Source organism: Pantoea sp. DY-15 (genome assembly GCF_019795935.1).
Classification (GTDB): domain Bacteria; phylum Pseudomonadota; class Gammaproteobacteria; order Enterobacterales; family Enterobacteriaceae; genus Pantoea; species Pantoea leporis.
Map to the genome: position 1 here is coordinate 862,368 of NZ_JAIMIF010000001.1, position 24,908 is coordinate 887,275.

The following is a 24,908-nucleotide window of genomic DNA, read 5'->3' on the forward strand; positions in this document are numbered from 1 at the left end:
TATGTTAGTGACTTCGTACGACTCGTTTACCGTCATCGTCTCGATTCTGGTGGCGATGCTGGCTTCATTTACTGCGCTGGATATGGCAGGACGCGTGGCTTCCTCAACTGGCAAGGTAGCGCTGGTTTGGTTATTCGGCGGTGGATTCGCTATGGGCGTGGGCATCTGGGCGATGCACTTCATTGGTATGTTGTCGATGAGCCTCGATATGGTAATGAGCTACGATCCCACGCTCACCGTCACCTCCATGGTGGTGGCAGTTTTAGCTTCGGTTTTTGCGCTGTGGCTGGTGTGTGCCACGCCAACCTTGCCGTGGCTGCGACTGTGTGGCGGTGCCTTGGTGCTGGGGTCCGGCGTGGTAGCCATGCATTACACTGGCATGGCGGCGCTGATGTTTACGCCCGGCATCACCTGGAATTGGGGTTGGGTGGCGGCATCGGTGGCGATTGCGCTGGTGGCCTCAGGCGCCGCGCTCTGGCTGGCGTTTAACCTGCGCGAAGGCCACGGCCGCGTTACCGTCTTACGTTTAGGCGCATCGGTGGTAATGGGCTGCGCGATTGCCGGTATGCACTACACCGGTATGGCGGCGGCCGACTTCCCGATGCACAGCCATGCGACGCACATGGGCGTGAACAGCAACTGGTTGGCGGTGGTGGTGACGGTGGTGACGCTGGCAATCCTCGGCATTACTTTGCTGGTCTCGATGTTGGATGCACGTTTGCAGGCGCGCACGTCGATCCTCGCCCACTCGCTGGCGGAAGCCAACCGCGAACTGGCCCAGCTGGCGCTGCACGATAACCTGACGCGCTTACCTAACCGCATTTTGTTAGAAGATCGCCTTGAACAAGCGATCAATAAAGCCAACCGCGAGAAGTCGCAGTTTGCGCTGATGTTTATGGATCTCGACGGCTTTAAAGCGGTGAACGATGCTTTTGGTCACCACGTTGGCGACAACCTGCTGATTGGCGTGACCGAGCGTATGACCGACCAGATGAAAGGGCACTACACGCTGGCGCGCATGGGCGGCGATGAATTTGTGCTGCTGCTGGAAATTGATGATCCCAACGATGCCGCAGCGGTCGCCGATACGCTGGTGAAAGCGGTGGATCGTCCGTTCGACATCTCGCGCTATGAGCTGGTGGTGTCGCTGAGTATCGGTATTGCGGTCTATCCCGGCGATGGCAAAGATGAGCGCGAGCTGATGTTCAACGCCGATGCCGCCATGTATCACACCAAAAACAACGGCCGCAACGGTTACACCTTCTTCCAGCCGTCGATGAACACGCTGGCGCAGTCGCAATTACAGCTGAATAACGATCTGTGGCAAGCGCTGGATAATGAAGAGTTACGCCTGTTCTATCAGCCAAAATACTGCGCGCCGAGCGGCCCGATCCTCGGCTTTGAAGCGCTGCTGCGCTGGCAGCATCCTTCACGCGGTCTGCTGGCACCGGACGCCTTCCTACCGATGGCGGAAAAGACCGGCATGATCATTAACATCGGTAACTGGGTGATCAACGAAGCCTGTCGCCAGCTGCGTTCGTGGCATCTGCAGGGCCATCCGCACTGGTCGGTGGCGGTCAACCTGTCGGCGCTTCAGTTTGAGCAGAGTAACCTGGTAGAAACCGTTACCGAGGCGCTGGCGCAGCACCAGATTCCGGCTGAGCTATTGACGCTGGAAGTGACCGAAACCACGGCGATGCGCGATCCGGAAGAGAGCGTGCGTATTCTTACCGAACTCACCAACATGGGCGTGAAGGCGTCGATTGATGATTTTGGTACCGGCTATTCCAGCTTGTTGTATCTCAAGCGTTTACCGGCCAGCGAGCTGAAAATCGATCGCGCCTTTGTTAATGAACTGCAAGCGCATTCGGAAGATGCCACCATCGTCTCCGCCATTGTCGCGCTGGCGCAGTCGCTGCATCTGAAAGTGGTCGCTGAAGGAGTAGAAACTCAGGATCAGCAGGCGTTCCTCACCGGTTTGGGCTGCGATACCTTGCAGGGCTATTTGTTGGGCAAACCGGTCCCGCCGGAGCGCATTGACGAACTGCCTAATTTTTATGCAGAAGAGCAGGAGCTGGAGCGCATGTCTTAATCTCTTCATTCCTTCTCCCGCTAACGGGATAAGGCTATAGAGAGGTAACAACCTGCTCCCGCCCCCGCATTTAATGCGCCTTTAACGCTCTTCCGGTAAAGGCGCATTTTTTTACTGTTAATTTCTTTAGTTATAAAACACTGTAATCATGCTAAAACGCAGAGTTTTAATTCGTAAAGTAGCTTAAGCACCCTGAAAAATTCAGTTTGCCGGTCGATAACTGGGGGAGCCGAAACGCATCCCTGGAGATCCCATGTTAAAACGAATCAATGTAGTGACCAGTTTAATCGCCGTATTGCTGGTGTTTGGCGCTTTACAATTACTGTCGGGTGGCCTGTTCTGGTCCGCCTTACAAAAAGATAAAGAGGCGTTTGCGGTAGCGCAGATCTCTTCTAACAACGTTGGCGCGATGTCAGACGCCTGGATTGAACTGAACCAAACCCGCACCGTACTCAACCGCGCCATGCTGCGTATGCAGGGCACCATGGCCGCGCAGTCGAATGGCGGTCAGCTGAGTGCCTTAATCGCCCAGACCGAAAAACAGCTCAATGTGGCTGCCGGCCACTATCAACGCTACTACGACTTGCCGGCCACGCCGGGCTTGCCAGACGCGTTGCGCGATAAGCTGGAAGCGAACTACGCCGCTTTCAACGACGGGTTGAAAGCGATGCTGGATCGCCTGAAAGCCAACGATCTGCAAGGCATGTTTGCGCAGAACATTGAAGCTAAACAGGTAGCGATGAAAGCCACTTACGAAGAGTGGCGGACTGAGCAAAGCACATTGGCGGCAGAAGGCGTGGCGCAGAATCAGCGCGCCTTCCACACCATGATGTGGCTGCTGGCGTCGGTGGCGCTGGTGGTGATTGCGGTGATCGTGGGCTGCTGGTTCGGCCTGCGTAGCGTGCTGATTCAGCCGCTGCATCAGCTGCTGGCGCATATTCGCCATATCGCCGCGGGCGATCTCACACAAAATATCGTGGTGGAAGGGCGCAATGAAATGAGCCAGCTGGCGGGAAGCCTGCATGAAATGCAGCAGTCGCTGGTCAGCACCGTGGGCAATGTGCGTGACGGTTCCGATGCGATTTTCACCGGTGCCAGCGAAATCGCCGCCGGGAATAACGATCTTTCGGCGCGTACCGAAGAGCAGGCCGCCTCGCTGGAGCAGACGGCGGCCAGCATGGAGCAGCTCACCGCGACGGTGAAACAGAACGCCGAGAATGCGCGTCAGGCGTCACAGCTGGCACTGAGCGCATCCGATACCGCGCGCAAAGGCGGTGAGGTGGTCGATGGCGTGGTGCGTACCATGCAGGATATCGCCGGCAGCTCGAAGAAGATCGCCGACATTATTAGCGTGATCGATGGCATCGCCTTCCAGACCAATATCCTGGCGCTGAACGCGGCGGTAGAAGCAGCACGCGCCGGTGAACAGGGCCGTGGTTTTGCTGTAGTGGCTGGTGAAGTGCGCAACCTGGCGCAGCGCAGTGCGCAGGCGGCGAAAGAGATCAAAGGCTTGATCGAAGATTCGGTGAACCGCGTCAACAACGGCTCGCAACTGGTCGGCACCGCCGGAGAAACCATGAACGATATCGTCGGCGCCGTCACGCGCGTCACCGATATTATGGGCGAAATCGCCTCGGCATCGGATGAGCAGAGCCGTGGTATCGATCAGGTGGGACAAGCGGTGACCGAGATGGACCGCGTCACCCAGCAGAACGCCTCGCTGGTGGAAGAGTCCGCCGCCGCCGCCGCATCACTGGAAGAGCAGGCGAGCCGCCTGAGCCAGTCGGTATCGGTGTTCCGCATTCCGCGCGCCGCACAGGCGCAACCGAAGGCGAGCACGGTGCGCCAGATCGCCAGCGCACCGCGTAAAGCGGCTGCCGCGCCGGTGAGTGAGGGTAACTGGGAGACGTTTTGAGTTCTGAGTTGCTTCCCCTCACCCCGGCCCTCTCCCGTAAACGGGAGAGGGAGACGCTGCCATATGTTAGCTCGATCAATTCCCTCTCCCGCCTGCGGGAGAGGGTTAGGGTGAGGGACAGCGAGCACCCATCAACCCCCCGCTGGTCCAACCCCTGCGAACACACATAAAGATCCCCTCAGAAAAGCCGATAACAGAGGCGATCCGCCAACCAATGAGGTGTTTATGTTTAGTCGTATTCGTGTTGTATCCGGCCTGCTGTGCGTGCTGGCGCTGTTTGCCTTACTGCAGCTGTTCTCCGGTGGAGTGTTCTACTCCACGGTCAAAGCCGATAAAGAAAATTTTGCCTATAACCAGCGTCTTAGCACGCTGCAGCGGGCAATGGGCACCTCATGGGTATCGCTGGTTCAGGCGCGTAACACGCTGAACCGTGCGGGGATCCGTTACCTGCTGGACAGTCAGCAGGCTGGCTCAGGCGCAACCGTGAAAGATCTGGTGGCGCTGGCGAGTGAGGAGTTGAAGCACGCTGATGAGGGTTTTGCCGAATTTAACGCCAACCTGTCTGAAAAGGGCAAAAAGGCCGAGAACGTGCTGACGCTACAGGCCAACTACAACGCCTATCGCGGAGCATTGGGTGAGTTGATTGATTTCCTCAGTAGTGGAAATTTCAAAGGATTTGTCGATCAGCCGACGCAGGGATTCCAGGACAAGTTTGCTAAGGATTACAACGAATGGTTGAGCTACAACATTGTGCTCGCCAATCAGGGCATTGCAGCCAATGAGGCGGCGTATAACCAATCCATCATGCTGGTGGTCGGCACGCTGCTGGTGACCTTGCTGGTGATTGCGCTGGTGTGGAGCGGCATGCGTACGGTGCTGATCCGTCCGCTAAAGCACAGCATCGAGCACATTCGTCACATCGCGCGTGGCGATTTGACGCAGCAGGTGGAGATCACGGTGCGCAACGAGATGGGCGAGCTGCTCACCTCGGTGCAAGAGATGCAGCAAGAGCTGGCGCGGACGGTGCGTACCGTGCGTGACGGTTCCGATGCGATCTACACCGGTGCGAGTGAAATCGCCATGGGCAACAACGATCTCTCCTCGCGTACCGAGCAGCAAGCGGCTTCGCTGGAAGAGACCGCTGCCAGCATGGAGCAGTTAACCGCCACCGTGAAGCAGAACGCCGAAAATGCCCGTCAGGCGTCACAGCTGGCGCTCACCGCCTCGGAGACCGCGCAGCAGGGCGGCAAAGTGGTGGATGGCGTGGTGACTACCATGAAAGAGATCACCGGCAGCTCGAAGAAAATCGCTGACATCATCAGCGTGATCGACGGCATTGCCTTCCAGACCAATATCCTCGCACTGAACGCTGCGGTAGAAGCGGCACGCGCCGGTGAGCAGGGACGTGGATTTGCCGTGGTAGCGGGCGAGGTGCGCAGTCTGGCACAGCGCAGCGCGCAGGCGGCGAAAGAGATTAAAGGATTGATCGAGGATTCGGTCAGCCGTGTCAACACCGGTTCCGTGCTGGTGGAGAGCGCCGGGGAAACCATGACCAACATCGTGAATGCGGTCACGCGGGTCACCGACATCATGGGCGAAATCGCCTCGGCGTCGGACGAGCAGAGCCGTGGTATCGATCAGGTCGGTCTGGCGGTGAACGAGATGGATCGCGTGACGCAGCAGAACGCCGCGCTGGTCGAAGAGTCGGCAACGGCGGCGGCCGCGCTGGAAGATCAGGCCAGCCGACTGAAACAGTCGGTTGCGGTGTTCAATATCGGTAAAGAATTTGTCGTTCAGGCCGTTAACGTATCTACAGCGGCAAAAAATTTGCGTTCCGGCACGCCAAAAGCACTGGCACCGGCAGGCGCACGTAGCACTGACGATAACTGGGAAACCTTTTAATCCTTGTGGCCGCCGCAAGGCGGCCCATGAGAATGGCGCGACTGGCAGCACAGTAGCAACCGCAGTATCACAATTTAAACAGTTTGTTGCCGGGTGACCTGAAATGAAGAAATCGACGTTATTGGATCAAAGTGAAGCGACCACGCTGCTCTCGCAAATGGTGCAGCGGTTACCGCTCTCAGATACGCATTTTCGTCGCATTAGCCAGCTGATCTATCAGCGCGCGGGCATTGTGCTGGCCGATCACAAACGCGAGATGGTTTACAACCGTTTAGTGCGTCGTCTGCGCATGCTGAATATTGATGACTTTGGCCGCTATCTGGCGCTGCTGGAGCAAGACCAAAACAGTGCGGAGTGGCAGGCGTTTATTAACGCGCTGACCACCAATCTGACCTCTTTCTTCCGCGAGGCGCATCACTTCCCGATCCTCGCGGATCATGCGCGTAAGCGCACGGGTAACTACAGCGTGTGGAGCACCGCCGCCTCAACCGGCGAAGAGCCGTACTCCATCGCCATGACGCTGGCGGAAACGCTGGGCACCGGTCCGGGTAAATTCCAGGTCCACGCCAGCGATATCGATACCCAGGTGCTCGAGAAAGCCGTGGCCGGCGTGTATCGCCAGGAAGAGCTACGTACGCTATCGCAGTCGCAGCTGCAGCGCTTTTTCCTGCGCGGCACCGGTCCGCATGAAGGCATGGTGCGTGTGCGTTCCGACCTCGCCAACATGGTGAACTATACGCAACTGAATTTACTGGCACACGACTGGGCGTTGCCGGGTCCGTTCGACGCAATTTTCTGTCGCAACGTGATGATCTATTTCGATAAAGAGACGCAGGAACAGATTCTGCGCCGTTTCGTGCCTCTGCTGAAACCCGGCGGTCTGCTGTTTGCCGGGCATTCAGAGAACTTTAGTCAGATCAGCAAAGAGTTCTGGCTGCGTGGACAGACAGTCTATGGACTGAGCAAGGAAAGACGATGAGCAAAATCACCGTGATGTGCGTGGATGACTCTGCGCTGATGCGACAGTTGATGACAGAAATCATCAACAGCCATCCCGATATGGAGATGGTCGCGAGTGCGCCCGATCCGCTGGTGGCGCGGGATTTAATCAAACAGTACAACCCGCAGGTATTGACGCTGGATGTGGAGATGCCGCGCATGGATGGCCTCGATTTCCTCGAGAAGCTGATGCGCCTGCGTCCGATGCCGGTGGTGATGGTCTCCTCGCTGACCGGTAAAGGTTCAGAAGTGACGCTGCGCGCGCTGGAGTTGGGTGCGGTGGATTTTGTCACCAAGCCACAGCTCGGCATCCGCGAAGGCATGCTGGCGTATAGCCAGATGATTGCTGACAAGATCCGCGCCGCCGCGCGCGCCAAGCTGCATGTGCGTGCCTCCACGCCGATGCCGGTCACGTTGAAAGCCGGCCCGTTGCTGAGCAGTGAAAAGCTGATCGCCATCGGCTCTTCCACCGGCGGCACCGAGGCGATTCGCCATGTGCTGCAGCCGCTGCCGGCGACCAGCCCGGCGCTGCTGATTACCCAGCATATGCCGCCAGGTTTTACGCGCTCGTTTGCCGAGCGTCTGAATAAATTGTGCCAAATCACCGTGAAAGAAGCGGAAGACGGCGAGCGTATTCTGCCCGGCCACGCCTATATCGCGCCGGGCGCCATGCACATGGAGCTGGGCCGAAGCGGGGCCAACTATGTGGTGAAACTGAATGACGGTCCGCCAGTGAACCGACACAAGCCATCGGTGGATGTGCTGTTCCGTTCGGTGGCGGTGCACGCAGGACGAAATGCGGTGGGTGTGATTCTGACCGGGATGGGTAACGACGGCGCGGCCGGGATGCTGGAAATGCATCGCGCGGGCGCCTGGACCATCGCGCAGGATGAAGCCAGCTGCGTGGTATTTGGTATGCCGCGCGAAGCGATTGCGATGGGCGGCACCAGTGAAGTGGTCGATTTAGGCCACATCAGTCAGCACATGCTGGCGAAAATTAGCGCCGGACAGGCATTGCGAATTTAACGAGCCCGTCCTGCTGGACGAGACAACACGGGAGTAGATATGGCTGATAAAAATATGCGCTTTTTGGTGGTGGATGACTTCAATACGATGCGTCGTATTGTCCGTAACCTGCTGAAAGAGCTTGGATTCAATAACGTTGAAGAAGCAGAAGATGGCGTCGATGCGCTGACCAAACTGCGTGCCGGTGGCTTTGATTTCGTGGTTTCCGACTGGAACATGCCGAACATGGACGGTCTGGAGCTGCTGCAAACCATCCGTGCTGACGCCACGCTGAACAAACTGCCGGTGCTGATGGTGACCGCGGAAGCGAAGAAAGAGAATATCATCGCGGCCGCGCAGGCGGGCGCCAGCGGCTACGTGGTGAAGCCGTTCACGGCGGCCACGCTGGAAGAGAAGTTAGGCAAAATATTCGAAAAACTGGGTATGTAAGGAGATGTGATGAGCGACCTTCCGAAATCAACCGAAGAAGCCTCGGCACACGACATTATTACCCGCATCGGCTCACTGACGCGCATGTTGCGTGACAGTTTGCGTGAGCTGGGGTTAGACCAGGCAATTGCTGAAGCGGCGGAAGCGATTCCTGATGCGCGCGATCGTCTGGATTATGTTGTGCAAATGACGGCGCAAGCGGCAGAACGTGCGTTGAACTGCGTTGAAGCAGCGCAGCCACACCAGGACCAAATGGAAGCCGGCGCCAACCAGCTGAAAGGCCGTTGGGATGCGTGGTTTGAAAATCCGATTGAACTGACAGATGCGCGCGAGTTGGTTTCGGATACGCGCCAGTTCCTGACTGACGTTCCGGGACACACGTCGTATACCAATAAGCAGTTGCTCGAAATCATGATGGCGCAGGATTTCCAGGACCTGACCGGTCAGGTGATCAAGCGCATGATGGATGTGATCCAGGAGATCGAGCGTCAGCTGTTGATGGTGCTGCTGGAGAATATGCCAGAAGCTAACGCCGCGGCGCGTAAAGAGGGCAACAGCCTGCTGAACGGTCCGCAGATCCACGCCAATGCACCCGGCGTGGTGGCGAACCAGGATCAGGTTGATGACCTGCTGGATAGCTTAGGGTTTTAACGGTTTGCGAGCGGTCGGCATGAATGCCGACCCTACAAAACCGCGTAGGGTGGGCATTTATGCCCACCTGGTTTTACACCGCGCGCTTCTGCGCCAACGCCAACTGCGCCACCAACACCTGCACACCTAACGCCTCAAACGCCGCGACCTGCGCCGGAGAAATGCCGCTATCGGTAATCAGATAGTGAATATGGCTCCAGTCGCACGGCAGCGCGAACATCGACACCTTATCGATCTTGCTGGAATCCGCCACCACATACACGCTGCTGGCTGACTTGATCATCGCCATTTTCACCTTGATATCGGTCTCGCTGGGAAAGCTCAAACCGAGACGCGGCGAGATACAGGCTGTGGCAAGAAACAGCTTCTCCGCCAGCACGTTTTCGAAAAACGAGGCGGCTTTCTCACCTGAAGTCGAAAGCGTCGGGAACTTAAAAGTGCCACCGGTCAGCAAAATATTGATACCCGGCTCGCCACCCAGCTTCAGCGCGATATTCACCGCCGTGGTGATCACCGATAAACGACGAATATGGCTGATCGCCTCGGCAATCGCCGTGGTGGTGGTGCCGGAATCGAAAATCACCGTGTCGCCATTTTCCACATGCTGCGCGGCAAGGCGGCCAATCGCCTGTTTTTCTTCCAGATGTGTTTGACGCTCCAGCAACATCGCGCCGGTATTCTGCTTGCCGGTCATCAGCGTGGCGCCGCCGTGATAACGCTGTACGTGCCCCTCTTGCTGCAACATGCGCAAGTCGGTGCGAATGGTGGCTTCGGTCAGGCCGAAGGTATCGGTCAGCGCTTTAACCGTGACGGTGCCGTCTTCGCGGATCATCTCCAGAATCTTCTCACGGCGCTGCTGCATATCTGCCAGCTGCTCAGTTTTGCTTTTCAATCGAAATGCTCCCTCTTTCCATTCACGGTCGGGTTTCGCCAATAAGGAAACCCGAGCTGATTTTACTCTGCGTTTTGGGCATTTGCGAGGCAGCTTCCAGAAACATTCATTTTCGAATGAAAATCATCATTTGCTATGCGATTGATTTCGCAGAAAGCCGTCAGCAGCTCGCTCCATGTCCTGAACGCGGCGAATTTTGCAAATTCAACAAAATCATGAAGATAATTTTTATTGCTGCAATTTGTATGAAATTTGATCTCCTCCACAAACCATTATTAATCGATAGCTTATATTTTTGTTCGAAAATGATATTTGTAAAAACGATAACCCGGCCAGCAATAACCAGCGCCGCCGTACACCATTATGGAGAGAGACGATGAGTGGGGAATATGACGTTAACCTGCGCTACGGCGTGAACATTGAGCAGGATTTAACTGGCAAAGTGGCGGTGGTCACCGGCGGGCTGGGCGGGATTGCGATGGCCAGTAACGCCATGCTGCTGGAGAAGGGCGCACGGCTGGCGCTGCTCTATCCGCCATTCGAAAGCGACAAAGTGGCGGGCGTGCAGGATCAATTTGCTGCCGATCGCGTGCTGCTGGTGTGCTGCGACGTGACCGACCCGGCGTCGGTTGAAGCGGCATTTGAGCGCGTCGAACAGCATTACGGTCAGATTGATATCCTGGTGAACTGCGCGGGCTACGTGATGTTGCAACCGGTGTTAGAAACCGATTTTGCCGAGTGGCAAAAGCAGATCGACGTCAATCTCACCGGGCCTTTCCTCTGCTCGCAGGCGGCCGGTAAACGCATGGTGCGCGCCGGTAACGGCGGCAAAATCATCAACATCGCATCGCAGGCCGCTTCCATCGCTATTGATAACCACGTTGCCTACACCTCCGCCAAAGCCGGTCTGCTCGGCATGACCAAAGTGATGGCCAAAGAGTTCGCTCCCTATCGCATCAACGTCAATACCTTATCGCCCACCGTGGTGCTGACGCCGATGGGTGAAAAAGCCTGGCGCGGCGAGAAGGGCGAGCAGATGAAAAAGCTGATCCCGCTGGGACGCTTTGCCTATACCGACGAAATCGCCGCCGCGGTGCTGTTCTTCGCCAGCAACGGCAGCGACATGATCACCGGCGCAGATTTGATGATCGACGGTGGCTTTACCATCTGGTAAGCCGCGCCAACACCAGAACGGCTGACCCTGCGTGACCCACTATAACAATGAGAGAACCTCACCATGAAAAAACGTACCCTGCTGTTAACTGCCATTGCCAGTTGCCTGATCTCCCAAGCCAGTTTCGCTGCCGATAAAGGCACCATCATGATTCTGGTGAACTCGCTGGATAATCCGTATTACGCCTCCGAAGCCAAAGGTGCCAACCTTAAAGCGCAGGAGCTGGGCTATAAAACCAGCGTGCTGTCGCATGGCGAAGATGTGAAAAAGCAAAGTGAACTGATTGATGCCGCCATCGGCAAAAAGGTGCAGGGCATCGTGCTGGATAACGCCGACTCCACCGCCAGCGTCGCCGCGATTAAAAAAGCCAAAGATGCCGGCATTCCGGTGGTGCTGATCAACCGCGAAATCCCGGTGGATGACGTGGCGCTGGCGCAGATCACCCACAACAACTTCCAGGCCGGCTCCGACGTGGCAAACGTGTTTGTGGAGAAGATGGGGGAAAAGGGCAGCTACGCGGAACTCACCTGTAACCTTGCTGACAACAACTGCGTCACACGCTCCAAATCCTTCCATCAGGTGCTCGACCAATATCCCGATATGAAAAGCGTGGCGCGTCAGGATGCCAAAGGCACGCTGATTGACGGCAAACGCATCATGGACAGCATTCTGCAGGCGCATCCGGATGTGAAAGGCGTGATCTGCGGTAACGGCCCCGTGGCGCTGGGCGCGATTGCAGCTCTGAAAGCGGCAGGCCGTAACGACGTCATCGTGGTCGGCATTGACGGCAGCAATGATGAACGTGACGCGGTGGAAAAAGGGGATCTGAAAGCCACGGTGATGCTGCAGGCACAAGCCATCGCCGCACAGGGCGTGACCGACCTCGACAACTTTATTCAGAAAGGCACCAAGCCTGAGAAGCAGCGCGTGATGTTCCGCGGCATTCTCATTACGCCAGACAACGCCAAAGGCGTGCAGGACTTTAACTTCAAGTCGTAATCAATGCGGTGCGCCCGTAGATCGGGCGCCCAGGAGAATGTGATGCACAGACGACTCTGGTTACTGCTTCCTGTCGTGATCCTTAGCGGTTGCCGCATTGTGTCGCAGCAGGAGCTGGCCGACCTGAAAAATCCTCCCAATCCCAAAATGGGCAATATTGCCCAAACGTGGCAACAGAAACTGGTACCGCAAGTTCAACATGATGCGAAGCCGGTGGCCGAGTTATTGAATGCGCTGAAATCCGCCAAAGATTTTGATAGCGCTTGTAAAACCTACGGCTATCGCAGTCAGGATGAGAACCCGTGCGTGTTCAGTGTCAACGTGAGCGGTGAAATCACGGCGGTTAACACCACGTCGCGTAACGGTCGGATGACAGTGAAAGATGTGTCCGGTGACACTGTCACGGTACAGGTTGGCCCGATTTTTCCCGGCACGGTGTTGCGCGATGCCTACAAAGGTGCCAGCTATCAGGACTTTAACGATCAGGTGCTGTTTGGCGACTACAGTCGTGCCATCAATCAGCAGGCGGCGAACATGATGAGTGCTTTCAAGCCCAAAGTGGGTGACAAAGTGCAGCTGGCTGGCGTGTTTAGCAGCTTTGATACGCCGGAGCAGGTGCCGAATGTGACACCTGCGGCGATTACACGTCAGTAAGGAGCGGATATGCAACAGCCTCAACATGACGTGATTATTGAAACCCGCAACGTGTCGCGCATCTATCCCGGCGTCACCGCGCTGGATCAGGTCAATTACCGCGTCTATCGCAATAAAGTTAACGTGCTGATTGGCGAAAACGGTGCCGGCAAATCCACCATGATGAAAATGCTGGCGGGCGTGGAGATCCCGTCATCCGGCGAGATTCTGCTGGACGGCGCAGCAGTGTCGCTGAGCTCCACGCATCAGGCGGAAAAACAGGGCATCAGCATTATTTTTCAGGAGCTGAACCTGTTTCCCAATATGAACGTGATGGACAACATCTTCATGGCCAATGAGTTTTTCCAGCGCGGCGTGATCAACGAGAAGTATCAATATTCGCTCGCCAAAGCGCTGCTGGAACGGCTGGAACTGGATGTCGATCCCTACGCGCCGCTGGCTGAACTCGGTATCGGCCATCAGCAGCTGGTGGAGATCGCCCGCGCGCTGTCCAAGGACACGCGCGTGCTGATCATGGATGAACCGACCAGCGCGCTCAGCCAGTCAGAAGTGAAAGTGCTGTTCAACGTCATCGACCAGCTTAAACGGCGTGGCGTCACCATTATCTATATCTCACATCGGCTGGAAGAGCTGATGGAGATTGGCGATCACATCACCATCTTCCGCGACGGACGCTTCATCAGCGAACGCGAAGTCCGCGACGCCTCGATTCCGTGGATCATCGAGCAGATGGTGGGTGACAAGAAGAAACACTTCGATTATCAACCGGCGACGCAGGGTGAAACGGTACTCAGCGTCAACGGGCTGACCGCGCTGCATCAAAACGGCGGTTACAAGCTCAATGATGTCTCTTTCTCGCTGCGAAAAGGCGAAGTGATTGGCATCTACGGTTTGCTGGGCGCCGGGCGCACCGAGTTGTTCAAAGGGTTGATTGGCATGATGCACTGTCAGTCGGGCAGCGTCAGTCTGAACGGCGAAGCGCTGGAGAAGCGCAGTTTCCAGCAGCGACTGAAAAAAGGCATCGCGCTGGTGCCGGAAGATCGTCAAACCGAAGGCGTGGTACAGCTGATGTCGATCACCGCCAACATGACGCTCAGCGATCTCAGCCTGCGGGGTTTCCGCCGCTGCTGGCGCAAGCTCAATCCGCACAACGAGCAGCGCCGTGTGGATGAAATGATTGGCCATCTCGCCATCAAGGTCAGCGATCCCGAGCTGCCGATCACCTCCTTAAGCGGCGGCAATCAGCAAAAAGTGGTGCTGGGCAAAGCCCTGATGACCGGGCCGCAGGTGGTGCTGCTGGATGAGCCAACGCGCGGCATCGATGTGGGGGCCAAAACCGACGTTTATCACCTGATTGGCAACCTGGCGCAGCAGGGATTAGCGGTGATGTTCTCCTCCTCCGAACTGGATGAAGTGATGGCGCTGGCTGACCGCATTCTGGTGATGGCGGATGGTCGCATCACCGCCGATTTACCGCGCGCGGCGGCCACGCGCGAAGCCCTGATTAGCGCCTCAACGCCACATGATTGAGCCCGCTGGAGAGTAAAACGATGAATCAAAAATACCTGATCTACATGTACCTGCTTAAGGCGCGCACCTTTATTGCCTTACTGATCGTGGTGAGTTTCTTCAGCTTTATGGTGCCTAACTTTCTCACCACCTCCAACCTGCTGATCATGACGCAGCATGTGGCGATCACCGGCTTGCTGGCGATCGGCATGACGCTGGTGATTTTGACTGGCGGCATCGATCTTTCGGTGGGGGCGGTGGCGGGCATATGCGGCATGGTGGCGGGTGCGCTGCTCACCAACGGCGTACCGCTGTGGGGCGGCAATGTGCTGTTCTTCAACGTGCCCGAGGTAATTCTGGTGGTGGCGCTGTTCGGCGTGGCGCTGGGATTGATTAATGGCGCGGTGGTGACGCGACTCGGCGTAGCGCCGTTTATCTGTACGCTCGGCATGATGTACGTGGCACGCGGCGCCGCGCTGCTGTTCAACGACGGCAGCACTTACGCCAACCTTGTCGGCACGCCAGCACTGGGTAATACCGGCTTCGCCCTGCTCGGTTCGGGTTCGATATTGGGCGTGTATATCCCGATATGGATGATGCTCGGCTTCCTGCTGCTGGGGTTGTATCTGACGCGTAAAACACCGCTGGGTCGTTACATCTATGCCACCGGTGGCAACGAATCGGCGGCGCGCCTGGCGGGTGTGCCGATCATCAAGGTCAAAGTGTTTGTCTACGCCTTTTCCGGCTTATGCGCCGCGCTGGTCGGTTTGATTGTGGCGTCGCAGCTGCAAACTGCGCACCCGATGACCGGCAACATGTTCGAGATGGACGCCATCGGTGCCACGGTGCTAGGCGGCACGGCGCTCGCGGGCGGACGCGGTCGCGTTTCAGGCTCGATTATCGGTGCTTTTGTTATCGTGTTCCTCGCCGATGGCATGGTGATGATGGGCGTCAGCGATTTCTGGCAAATGGTGATTAAAGGCTTAGTGATTGTCACTGCGGTGGTGATCGACCAGTTCCAGCAAAAATTACAAAGTAAGGTGGTGCTGCTGCGCAGACATGAAAAAAAGCAGCAATCGGCCGCCCTGCCTGAAGCGACACATGGATAACAGGAGGCAATATGACACGCGATTTTAGTGGAAAGACGGTGGTGATTACCGGCGCCTGCCGCGGCATTGGCGCGGGCATTGCAGCGCGCTTTGCCCGCGACGGGGCGCGTTTGGTGATGGTGTCGAATTCGGAACGCGTCTTCAGTACCGCGCAGGCCATCGAACAGCAGTTTGGCAGTGAGGTTCTGGCGCTGCAGGTCGATGTTACCGATGAAACGGAGGTGCAGCAGCTCTACCAGCAGGCGGCTGAGCGCTTTGGCAGCATTGATGTGTCGATTCAGAATGCGGGGGTGATCACCATCGATCGTTTCGATGCGATGCCCAAAAGTGACTTCGAGAAGATCCTCGCGGTGAACACCACGGGCGTGTGGTTGTGCTGCCGCGAAGCGGCGAAATATATGGTTAAGCAGGGCAGCGGAAGCCTGATCAACACCTCATCCGGTCAGGGACGTCAGGGCTTTATTTATACACCGCATTATGCCGCCAGCAAGATGGGCGTGATCGGTATCACCCAGAGCCTGGCACTTGAGCTGGCGCCGTGGCATATCACGGTGAATGCCTTCTGTCCGGGCATTGTTGAGAGCGAAATGTGGGACTACAACGATCGCGTGTGGGGCGAGATCCTCAGCAGCGATAAAAAGCAGTATGGCAAAGGCGAATTGATGGCGGAGTGGGTAGAAAATATCCCGCTTAAGCGCGCAGGACAGCCGCAAGATGTCGCCGGATTGGTGGCTTTCCTCGCCTCTGACGATGCGCGCTATATCACCGGGCAGACCATCAATGTGGATGGCGGGTTAATCTTCTCCTGATATTTTATTCCCGACCGTTTTTAAGGTCGCCATTGATGGCGACCTCCTTTCCAGATATGCACTAATACGCATCCCACAAATCCGAAAGTACGCATCATTGTCTTAATCGAAACCAGACATTTCCGGCACTTGCATCAGAATATGCTAGGGTAGACTTATGCAGTTTTGTGAGCCACCTCTAATTCTGAACCGGGTCGAACCCTACTTTTAGCTATGTTATCTATTTTGTTATCACTCAAAAGCGTGCGTTATCTCTCTGGTTTTTCACTACTTGCCGCATCCGCGCCTGCGCTGGCGTTAATTTCTGACACTAAACTCGCCGATGCGCCGTTTAGCGATCCCACACGTTTTCAGAAAATGGCCGATCAGTTGCCTGCTTTGGGTTACCAGGATGAAACGGAAGCGTTCAACAAAAAACTGGCGACCATTGCCAAAAGCATTGGCGAAGCCAGTCAGAACAGCACTGAAGACAATTCATTAAGTCAGCAAGCCGGCCTGTGGGCCTTTAATCATTTCCGCGATGAAGTGGGAAATCGACTGGTTAATGAAGGGCAGTCCTTGCTATCGCCGTATGGCAACGCACAGATCGACTTCAACGTGGATCTCGACGGCAACTTTACCGGCAGCGGCGCCTCGTTGCTGACGCCGTGGGCGGATAACTATCGCTATCTCACCTTCAGTCAGGTTGGCTTTCATCAAACCGATGATGGTTTGGTGGGCAATGTGGGTCTCGGCCAGCGCTGGATGGCGGGCAAATGGCAGTTGGGCTATAACGGCTTTGTCGATCGCATGTTTAGCAGTGGCCTACAGCGCGCTTCGCTGGGGACCGAAGCATGGGGCGATTATCTGCGCTTCTCCGCCAACTACTATACGCCGCTCTCAGGTTGGCAGGATCGCAATCCTTTCCAGCAGCAGCGTATGGCGCGCGGCTACGATTTCACCACCCAAGGCTATTTGCCGCAGTATCGTCAGCTCGGTGCGTCGGTGAGCTGGCAGCAATATCTTGGCGATAACGTCGATCTGTTTAGCTCCGGCAATCGCTACCACAATCCGTCGGCGTTGACCTTTGGTGTCACTTACACGCCGGTACCGCTGGTGACCTTATCCGCCAGCCACAAAACCAGCGACAGCGGTGAGAGCCAGGATCAGCTCGGATTGCGCCTCAACTATCGTTTTGGCGTGGCGCTCAGCCAGCAGTTGAGTCCGGATAACGTAGCGGCGGCGCACTCGCTGCGCGGCAGTCGCTACGATAACGTGACGCGCAGCTATACGCCGGTGCTGGAATATCGCCAGCGTAAAACGCTGTCGGTGTTTCTTGCCACGCCACCGTGGCAGCTGAATGGCGGAGAAAGCTTGCCGCTGAAATTGCAGATCCGTAGCACCAACCCAATCACTAAAGTGATGTGGCAGGGCGATACGCAGGCGCTGAGCCTGACGCCGGGTGCCAATCCCAACGATCCACAGGGTTGGAGCGTGATCCTGCCCGCGTGGGATAGCTCGCCGGGCGCGCGCAACAGTTATCGCTTATCGGTGGTGTTAGAAGACAGCAAACAGAATCGCGTCACTTCGAACGAAATTGTCCTGCAATTGCAACCGCCGTTCTCACTGGATCAGGGCGATGATAATCGCTTTGATTTGATGGCGCCGTAATTACCGCGTACCAATAAAAAAGGGCAGCTTTCGCTGCCCTTTGCGCATATTCAGCCGACACTAGCCGAATAGCCATGAGGGTATTGCCACTTAGAACTGGTAAATCAGACCCACAGCAGTGACATCATCAGAAGCGATGCCCAACGCATTGTTATCTTTCAACAGGTTGATCTTGTATTCAGCATACACAGACATGTTTTTGTTGAAGTAGTAGGTTCCACCTACAGCGACGTATTTGGTGAGATCGACATCACCAATATTTTCAATCTCTTTGCCTTTCGATGAAACATAGCCGATTGAAGGACGCAGTCCGTTAATGAACTGATACTGCGCAACGGCTTCAAAGTTAACGGCTTTGTTAGCAAAGCCACCAGTGATTGGGGTTGCGTTGAGCGTTTCGCCGTACATGGTTGCCAGGTAAATCTGGTTCGCATCGTATTTCAGGCCCGCAGTCCAGTGCTGTGCTTTCTCGCCTTCGCCATGTAAGGCCTGGTTCTGCGTATTGGTACGATCCAGGCTAGCGTAAGCGCCAACCAGGCTCAGACCGAAATCGAAGTCATAAGAAGTGGAGAGCGCGAAACCATCACCGTTTGAACGACGAACCGCAATGTCTGCATTGTTACGATCGTTTTTACCTTCGTACTGAGCGGCAACGTTCCAGCCTTTCACCAGACCGAAGAAATCTTTGTTGCGCCAGGTCAGCACGCCACCAGAGCGGCTGGACAGGAACCCATCAGAGTAACCTTGATCGCCACCGAAGAAGGGCAGCATATCGGTGTAACCCAGCACATCATAAATCAGACCGTAGTTACGACCGTAATCGATCGAGCCAAATTGACCAAACTTCAAACCGGCAAAGCCCAGACGGGTTCTGTTACCGTTGTTTGCATCGCTACTGCCTTCAGAGTTGCTCAGGCTGTACTGATATTGCCATTGACCGTAGCCGGTCAGTTGATCGTTGATCTTGGTTTCGCCTTTAAAACCAATACGGGTATAAGACGAGGTATCACCATTTGACCCTTCGTTATCGGAGAACAGATGCGAGACGTTAATTTTGCCAGTCAGGTCCAGCTTGTTGCCATCTTTGTTATAGATTTCGGCGGCCTGAGCCGAAGAAAGTCCCAGCAGTAAAGGCATCACTGCTGCCAGTAAGGAGCGCTTCATCATTTAATTTTTACCCTGTGATATTTTTTAATTTTGTCCCCATCTGCGGGGTGAAAAGAAAATGACACAAAAGGTTCAAGATCGACAGTGCAATATATGTAACCAAATATTTCTCGTTAACTTTTTGTGTGATTTTTAATCTTAAATTCCATTATGTGGAATTTTGTATTGGTTAAACTTATCCATAAAACATAAGGGGAGATGCTGAATTTAATATTTATAAATATGATTTTATTGAATAATTTTAAAATTAAAGATGCGTAAATAAAGTAAGTAGCTTGTTCGTGAAATAGCACAAGCCTATGCATTATTGTTCAATAGCAAATATCTGAATCCAACTAATCATTAGCAGGGTAATTATCGGCTTCATGGCTTTGTGTCCTTTTATTTCTGTTCTGATAATAACCTTGGTCACAAAATGTTATTTACCTCTTAGCTTAACAACGAACTGGTGAAATAATATTCAATCCCGCGAGGAAAATGTTAAAACCTGATTAATTCACTCCATGCTAAATTTGCACCGCGCTAACACTTTCCTGCACCAATCAGGCACATTGCGCCCCAAAAAAGTGCGTTTATCGCATTAATTTGGCGAAATATTTCCTGCCCGATCACAAAAGCAATATTTCATTTTGCCGATGCATAAATCCGCTAAATAAATTACTGCTATTCAGCCTGCATCAGACTGATATTCACTTTTTATGCAATTAAAGTGAATATCAGTACCCGTTAACTTATTGATATTACGTAGTGATAAGACGGTTATGCATTTTTGCGGCTGGCTGGCACGCTATCTGCAATATACAGTAGAGCTGCCACTTAACATTTTTAACAATTTCAAAACAAAAGGCTTCACCGGGTGTGGAGCAGGAGAAAGGGCTATGTCACTGCAGGTTTCACGTCAGAATTTCGATCAATGGATGATGCCAGTTTATGCACCCGCGGCTTTTATTCCGGTCCGCGCGGAAGGTTCAACGCTGTGGGATCAGCAAGGCAAAGAGTATATCGATTTTGCCGGTGGCATTGCGGTTAACGCATTGGGTCATGCGCATCCCGCCTTGCAGCAGGCGCTGATCGAACAGGCCGGCAAACTGTGGCATACCGGTAACGGCTACACCAATGAACCGATCCTGCGTCTCGCCAAGCAGTTGATTGATGCCACTTTTGCCGATCGCGTGTTCTTCTGTAACTCCGGCGCTGAAGCGAATGAAGCGGCGCTGAAACTGGCACGTAAAACCGCACACGACCGTTTCGGTGCCGAGAAAAATGGCATCGTTGCCTTTAATAATGCTTTCCACGGTCGCACGCTGTTTACCGTGACAGCAGGCGGACAACCGGCCTATTCCCGGGATTTTGCGCCGCTGCCACCGGCGGTCGAACACGCTAATTTCAACGATCTGGCCTCGGCGGCCGGGCTGATCAATGACCGAACCTGCGCGGTGATCGTCGAGCCGATTCAGGGTGAAGGCGGCGTCCTGCCAGCCGATCCCGCTTTCCTGCGCGGACTGCGTGAACTCTGCGACAAACATCATGCGCTGCTGATTTTTGATGAAGTGCAAAGCGGCGTGGGTCGCACCGGTTCGCTGTATGCCTATATGCATTACGGCGTGACGCCGGATGTATTGACCACCGCCAAAGCGCTGGGTGGCGGCTTCCCGATTGGCGCAATGCTGACGCGTGAAGATCTGGCGCAGGTGATGGGCGTGGGCACGCATGGAACCACCTACGGCGGCAATCCGCTGGCGGGCGCAGTCGCGGGCAAAGTGATGGAGCTGATTAATCAGCCGGAATTTATGGCCGGCGTGGCCGAGCGTCATCAATGGTTTGTTACGGCGTTACAGGAACTGAACAAGCGTCTGCCGGTATTTAAAGAAGTGCGCGGGTTGGGTCTGTTGATTGGCGCCGTGCTTAACGATGATTTCGCCGGTAAAGCCAAACAGTTCAACCTCACCGCGGCCGAAGAGGGCGTAATGGTGCTGATAGCAGGCGCCAACGTGGTACGTTTCGCGCCAGCGCTGAACATCAGCGAGCGCGAAGTTAAAGAAGGTTTGGCGCGCTTTGAACGTGCCTGTGAACGCGTGCTCAAAGGAGCTACATCATGATGGTGATTCGCCCCGTCGAACGTGACGATCTCTCGCAGTTGTTGTCGCTGGCGGGCAAAACCGGGGGCGGCTTAACCTCGCTGCCCGCGGATAGCGAAACGCTCAAAGCCCGTATTGAGCGTTCGCTGCTCACCTGGCAAGGCGCGTTGCCGCCTGCCGAACAAGGCTATGTGTTTGTGCTGGCCGACAGCGAGGATAATCGCGCCGTCGGCATTTGCGCCATCGAAGCGGCGGTGGGTTTGCAGGATCCCTGGTACAACTTCCGCGTTGGCACACAGGTGCACGCCTCGAAAGAGCTGAACGTTTACGCCAGTTTGCCGACGCTGTCGCTCAGCAACGATCATACCGGCAGCAGCGAACTCTGCACATTGTTCCTCGATCCCGATTACCGCGATGGCAAAAACGGCCATCTGCTTTCGAAGTCGCGCTTTCTGTTTATGGCCAACTTCCGCGACCGCTTTATGCAACATGTGGTGGCGGAGATGCGTGGCGTCAGTGATGACAATGGCCACTCGCCATTCTGGGACAGCGTCGGCAGCCGCTTCTTCTCGATGGAGTTCAGCAAAGCCGACTTTCTGAGCGGCACCGGGCAAAAAGCCTTTATCGCCGAGCTGATGCCCAAACATCCGCTCTACATTCATTACCTGTCTGAAGCGGCGCAAAAAGTGATTGGCGAAGTCCATCCGAAAACTGCGCCCGCGCGTGCGGTGCTGGAGGCGGAAGGTTTCCGCTATCTCAACTATGTCGACATCTTCGACGGCGGCCCGACGCTGGAGTGCGAAATCGATCGCATTCGTGCCATTCGCAAGAGTCGCCAGTTAACCGCTGAGAGCGGTGCAGCCGATGAAAGCTGGCCGCTGTGTCTGGTGGCCAACGCGGATTTTCAGCATTTCCGCGTGGCGCTGCTGCCGGTGGATATGGCATCCGGCACGGTAAAACTGACTGAAAGCCAGCGCGTGGCGCTGCACTGCAACATTGGCGATCAACTGCGTGTGGTCACGCTGTGTCGCGAGGAGAAAAAAGCATGACGCATTTTATTCAAGGTCAATGGGTGACCGGCGGCGCTGATGCGCTGAGCAAACTCAATCCGGTTAGCGGCGAAACGCTGTGGCAGGGCAAAGCGGCATCGGCAGCACAAGTGGCTGCGGCCTGCGAAGCGGCGCGCGCGGCGTTCCCGCAGTGGGCGAGAAAACCGTTTGCGGAGCGTCAGGCGCTGGTGGAAGGGTTTGCCCGTCTGCTTGAAAGCCACAAAAACGCGCTGGCGGAAACCATCGCCCAGGAAACCGGCAAGCCGCGCTGGGAAACGCTGACCGAAGTGCAGGCGATGATCAACAAAATCGCCATTTCGATTAAGGCCTATCACAGCCGCACCGGCGAACAGGCCGATGGAGAGAGCTCGCTGCGCCATCGTCCGCACGGCGTGCTGGCGGTGTTTGGTCCGTATAATTTTCCTGGCCATCTGCCGAACGGCCATATTGTGCCGGCTCTGCTGGCGGGGAACTGCGTAGTGTTTAAGCCGAGCGAACTGACGCCGCTGACGGCGGAGAAAACCGTGCAGCTGTGGCAGCAAGCCGGTTTACCGGCGGGCGTAATGGCACTGCTGCAGGGCGGTCGGGAAACCGGTCAGGCGCTGGCCAATGCGTCGCAAATTGATGGCCTGCTGTTTACCGGAAGCGCCGCCACCGGCTATCACCTGCATCGTCAGTTCGCCGGACAACCAGAAAAAATGCTGGCGCTGGAGATGGGCGGCAACAATGCGTTGATTGTTGAAGATCCTGCGGATCTCGATGGTGCGGTACACATCGCCATTCAATCGGCCTTTATTACCGCCGGGCAGCGCTGCACTTGCGCGCGTCGTCTGCTGGTGAAGCGCGGCGCGGCGGGCGATGCCTTCCTGCAGCGTTTGGTTGAGGTCAGTGCGCGCTTGCAGCCTGGCGCGTGGAATGCCGAGCCGCAGCCGTTTATAGGCAGCGTGATTTCACCCGCCGCCGCCGGACATATTTTCGCCGCCTGGCAGCAGCAGGTGGAAAAGGGCGGGAAAGTGTTGCTCGGCATGCACTGGCCGGATCGCGACAGCGCCATCATCACGCCGGGCATCATTGATGTGACCGAAGTGAAAGATTTAGCGGATGAAGAAGTCTTTGGTCCGCTGCTGCAAGTAATTCGCTACGACAGCTTCGAGCAGGCGATTGCTATCGCCAATAACACGCGCTATGGCTTATCGTGCGGCCTGATTTCGCCGCAGCGCGCGCAGTTTGATCAGCTGTTGCTGGAGGCGCGCGCCGGTATCGTTAACTGGAACAAACCGCTGACCGGTGCGGCCAGCACTGCACCTTTCGGTGGTATTGGCGCATCCGGCAATCATCGTGCCAGCGCATGGTACGCCGCCGATTACTGCGCGTGGCCAATGGCGTCGCTGGAGAGCCCAAGCCTGGCGCTGCCGGGCAGCTTAGCGCCGGGCCTCGATTTCTCCGCGCAGGGAGCGAAATAATGAAAGCGTTTGAAGCGAACTTTGATGGGCTGGTCGGTCTGACACATCACTACGCGGGATTGTCGTTTGGTAACGAAGCCTCGACGCGCAATCAGCTGCAACCTTCGAACCCGCGTCTGGCGGCGAAGCAGGGCTTGCTGAAGATGAAAGCGCTGGCGGATATGGGCTACGTGCAGGGCGTGATCCCGCCGCACGAACGTCCTAATCTGCCGCTGCTGCGACAGCTCGGTTTTAGCGGCAGCGATGAGCAGGTGCTGGCGCAGGCGGCGAAGCACGCGCCGCAGCTGCTGTCGGCGGCCAGCTCAGCCTCGGCGATGTGGGTGGCGAATGCCGCCACGGTGTCGCCGTCGGCGGACAGCGCCGATGGTCGGGTGCATTTCACCGTCGCCAATCTGAATAACAAATTCCATCGCGCCATAGAGGCACCGGAAACCGCCGATCTGCTGCGCGCCATTTTCCGTCATCCGCAGCACTTCAGCGTGCACGATGCGCTGCCGCAGGTGGCGCAGTTTGGGGATGAGGGCGCGGCCAATCACAATCGCTTCGGCAGTGATTATGGCGATGCGGGCGTGCAGCTGTTTATTTATGGCCGTGATGGTCAGCAGCAGGGCGCAACGCCAGCACGTTATCCGGCGCGCCAAACGCGGGAAGCTAGCGAAGCGGTGGCGCGTTTGCATCAGCTCGATGCGCAGCGCACGCTGTTTGCCCAGCAAAATCCAGCGGTGATCGATCAGGGCGTGTTCCATAACGATGTGATTGCGGTGAGCAATCAGCAGGTGCTGTTCTGCCATCAGGATGCCTTTGTGAACCAGCCGCAGTTGCTGAGTGACATCGCCGCCCGCGTTAGCGGTTTTCAGCCGATTGAAGTGCCGCGCGATAAAGTTTCGGTAACGGATGCGGTCAATACCTATCTGTTTAACAGCCAGCTGTTGCAACGCGCCGACGGCGGTATGCTGCTGGTGCTGCCAGAAGAGTCACGCCAGCATACAGGCGTGTGGCGTTATCTCACCGAGCTGGTGGAGAGCGGCGGGCCGATTCGTGAACTGAAAGTTTTCGACCTGCGTGAAAGCATGTTTAACGGTGGCGGTCCGGCTTGTTTGCGTTTGCGTGTGGTGTTAACCGAAACCGAGCGTCAGGCGCTGAATCCGGCGGTACTGATGAACGATCGCCTGTTTGCCACGCTCAACGATTGGGTGGATCGCCACTACCGCGATCGCTTAACCCAGGCCGATTTAGCCGACCCGCAACTGCTGCGTGAAGGGCGCACCGCGCTGGATGAGCTGACGAAGCTGCTAGACTTAGGCAGTGTCTACGCGTTTCAGCGTTAACGCCGGGGTGAGA

The 24,908-nt window shown here is 56.0% G+C and carries 20 protein-coding genes; 18 read left to right on the top strand and 2 right to left on the bottom strand.

The window, feature by feature from the left end; all coding sequences use genetic code 11:
• Position 1: 1 nt before the first annotated feature.
• From K5Y32_RS04180 to cheZ, 7 genes are all read left to right on the top strand, one after another.
• Positions 2 to 2,092: a bifunctional diguanylate cyclase/phosphodiesterase gene (locus K5Y32_RS04180; protein ID WP_222181868.1), complete on the top strand. Its 2,091-nt coding sequence runs from the start codon at positions 2 to 4 to the stop codon at positions 2,090 to 2,092.
• A gap of 253 nt (positions 2,093 to 2,345) precedes the next feature.
• Positions 2,346 to 4,007: a methyl-accepting chemotaxis protein gene (locus tag K5Y32_RS04185; protein ID WP_192233601.1), complete on the top strand. Its 1,662-nt coding sequence runs from the start codon at positions 2,346 to 2,348 to the stop codon at positions 4,005 to 4,007.
• 225 nt (positions 4,008 to 4,232) lie between these two features.
• Complete coding sequence (locus K5Y32_RS04190; RefSeq protein WP_137385648.1) at positions 4,233 to 5,909, top strand: methyl-accepting chemotaxis protein; 1,677 nt, start codon at positions 4,233 to 4,235, stop codon at positions 5,907 to 5,909.
• Between the two features lie 103 nt (positions 5,910 to 6,012).
• Positions 6,013 to 6,888: a protein-glutamate O-methyltransferase CheR gene (cheR, locus tag K5Y32_RS04195; RefSeq protein ID WP_101764604.1), complete on the top strand. Its 876-nt coding sequence runs from the start codon at positions 6,013 to 6,015 to the stop codon at positions 6,886 to 6,888.
• The gene (locus K5Y32_RS04200; RefSeq protein WP_008102868.1) at positions 6,885 to 7,934 is read left to right on the top strand and encodes a chemotaxis response regulator protein-glutamate methylesterase; all 1,050 of its coding nucleotides are present in this window, start codon (positions 6,885 to 6,887) and stop codon (positions 7,932 to 7,934) included. Before cheR ends, K5Y32_RS04200 begins: the two co-directional genes overlap by 4 nt.
• Before the next feature lie 39 nt (positions 7,935 to 7,973).
• Positions 7,974 to 8,363, top strand: a complete 390-nt coding sequence (cheY, locus tag K5Y32_RS04205) for a chemotaxis response regulator CheY (RefSeq protein ID WP_008102871.1) — start codon at positions 7,974 to 7,976, stop codon at positions 8,361 to 8,363.
• Positions 8,364 to 8,372: 9 nt separating this feature from the next.
• The gene (cheZ, locus tag K5Y32_RS04210; protein WP_101764603.1) at positions 8,373 to 9,014 is read left to right on the top strand and encodes a protein phosphatase CheZ; all 642 of its coding nucleotides are present in this window, start codon (positions 8,373 to 8,375) and stop codon (positions 9,012 to 9,014) included.
• 73 nt (positions 9,015 to 9,087) lie between these two features.
• Here the strand turns inward: cheZ and K5Y32_RS04215 are convergent, their stop codons facing one another.
• Positions 9,088 to 9,906 carry a DeoR/GlpR family DNA-binding transcription regulator gene (locus tag K5Y32_RS04215; protein ID WP_222181869.1) on the bottom strand — a complete coding sequence of 273 codons (819 nt, stop codon included), beginning with the start codon at positions 9,904 to 9,906 and terminating at the stop codon, positions 9,088 to 9,090.
• Between the two features lie 376 nt (positions 9,907 to 10,282).
• On the opposite strand from K5Y32_RS04215, the gene K5Y32_RS04220 reads away from it, so the two are divergent.
• From K5Y32_RS04220 to K5Y32_RS04250, 7 genes are all read left to right on the top strand, one after another.
• Complete coding sequence (locus K5Y32_RS04220) at positions 10,283 to 11,080, top strand: GolD/DthD family dehydrogenase (protein WP_222181870.1); 798 nt, start codon at positions 10,283 to 10,285, stop codon at positions 11,078 to 11,080.
• Positions 11,081 to 11,143: 63 nt separating this feature from the next.
• Positions 11,144 to 12,079: a D-ribose ABC transporter substrate-binding protein gene (locus tag K5Y32_RS04225; protein ID WP_192233605.1), complete on the top strand. Its 936-nt coding sequence runs from the start codon at positions 11,144 to 11,146 to the stop codon at positions 12,077 to 12,079.
• A 42-nt stretch (positions 12,080 to 12,121) separates the two neighbouring features.
• Positions 12,122 to 12,733 carry a DUF2291 family protein gene (locus K5Y32_RS04230; protein WP_110865997.1) on the top strand — a complete coding sequence of 204 codons (612 nt, stop codon included), beginning with the start codon at positions 12,122 to 12,124 and terminating at the stop codon, positions 12,731 to 12,733.
• Positions 12,734 to 12,742: 9 nt separating this feature from the next.
• Positions 12,743 to 14,263 (top strand): sugar ABC transporter ATP-binding protein, encoded by a 1,521-nt coding sequence (locus K5Y32_RS04235; protein WP_101764598.1) that lies wholly within the window; start codon positions 12,743 to 12,745, stop codon positions 14,261 to 14,263.
• A gap of 20 nt (positions 14,264 to 14,283) precedes the next feature.
• Positions 14,284 to 15,351: an ABC transporter permease gene (locus K5Y32_RS04240; protein ID WP_101764597.1), complete on the top strand. Its 1,068-nt coding sequence runs from the start codon at positions 14,284 to 14,286 to the stop codon at positions 15,349 to 15,351.
• Between the two features lie 11 nt (positions 15,352 to 15,362).
• Positions 15,363 to 16,160: a glucose 1-dehydrogenase gene (locus K5Y32_RS04245; protein ID WP_222181871.1), complete on the top strand. Its 798-nt coding sequence runs from the start codon at positions 15,363 to 15,365 to the stop codon at positions 16,158 to 16,160.
• A gap of 213 nt (positions 16,161 to 16,373) precedes the next feature.
• Positions 16,374 to 17,810 carry a YchO/YchP family invasin gene (locus tag K5Y32_RS04250; protein ID WP_222181872.1) on the top strand — a complete coding sequence of 479 codons (1,437 nt, stop codon included), beginning with the start codon at positions 16,374 to 16,376 and terminating at the stop codon, positions 17,808 to 17,810.
• 90 nt (positions 17,811 to 17,900) lie between these two features.
• On the opposite strand, the gene K5Y32_RS04255 is transcribed toward K5Y32_RS04250, so the two are convergent.
• The gene (locus K5Y32_RS04255; RefSeq protein WP_304623893.1) at positions 17,901 to 18,977 is read right to left on the bottom strand and encodes a porin; all 1,077 of its coding nucleotides are present in this window, start codon (positions 18,975 to 18,977) and stop codon (positions 17,901 to 17,903) included.
• An 878-nt stretch (positions 18,978 to 19,855) separates the two neighbouring features.
• Here K5Y32_RS04255 and K5Y32_RS04260 point away from each other — a divergent pair.
• The 4 genes from K5Y32_RS04260 to astB are packed head-to-tail and all read left to right on the top strand — an operon-like array spanning position 19,856 to position 24,895.
• Entirely contained in the window at positions 19,856 to 21,076 is a 1,221-nt protein-coding gene (locus tag K5Y32_RS04260; RefSeq protein ID WP_222181873.1) for an aspartate aminotransferase family protein, read from the top strand.
• A complete protein-coding gene (gene astA / locus K5Y32_RS04265; protein ID WP_222181874.1) occupies positions 21,073 to 22,104 on the top strand; it encodes an arginine N-succinyltransferase in 1,032 nt (343 codons plus the stop codon). Before K5Y32_RS04260 ends, astA begins: the two co-directional genes overlap by 4 nt.
• Positions 22,101 to 23,567, top strand: coding sequence for a succinylglutamate-semialdehyde dehydrogenase (gene astD, locus K5Y32_RS04270; RefSeq protein WP_222181875.1), 1,467 nt, complete (start codon positions 22,101 to 22,103; stop codon positions 23,565 to 23,567). Before astA ends, astD begins: the two co-directional genes overlap by 4 nt.
• The gene (gene astB, locus K5Y32_RS04275) at positions 23,567 to 24,895 is read left to right on the top strand and encodes an N-succinylarginine dihydrolase (RefSeq protein WP_222181876.1); all 1,329 of its coding nucleotides are present in this window, start codon (positions 23,567 to 23,569) and stop codon (positions 24,893 to 24,895) included. The genes astD and astB overlap by 1 nt, the downstream gene beginning before the upstream one ends.
• Positions 24,896 to 24,908: the final 13 nt, after the last annotated feature.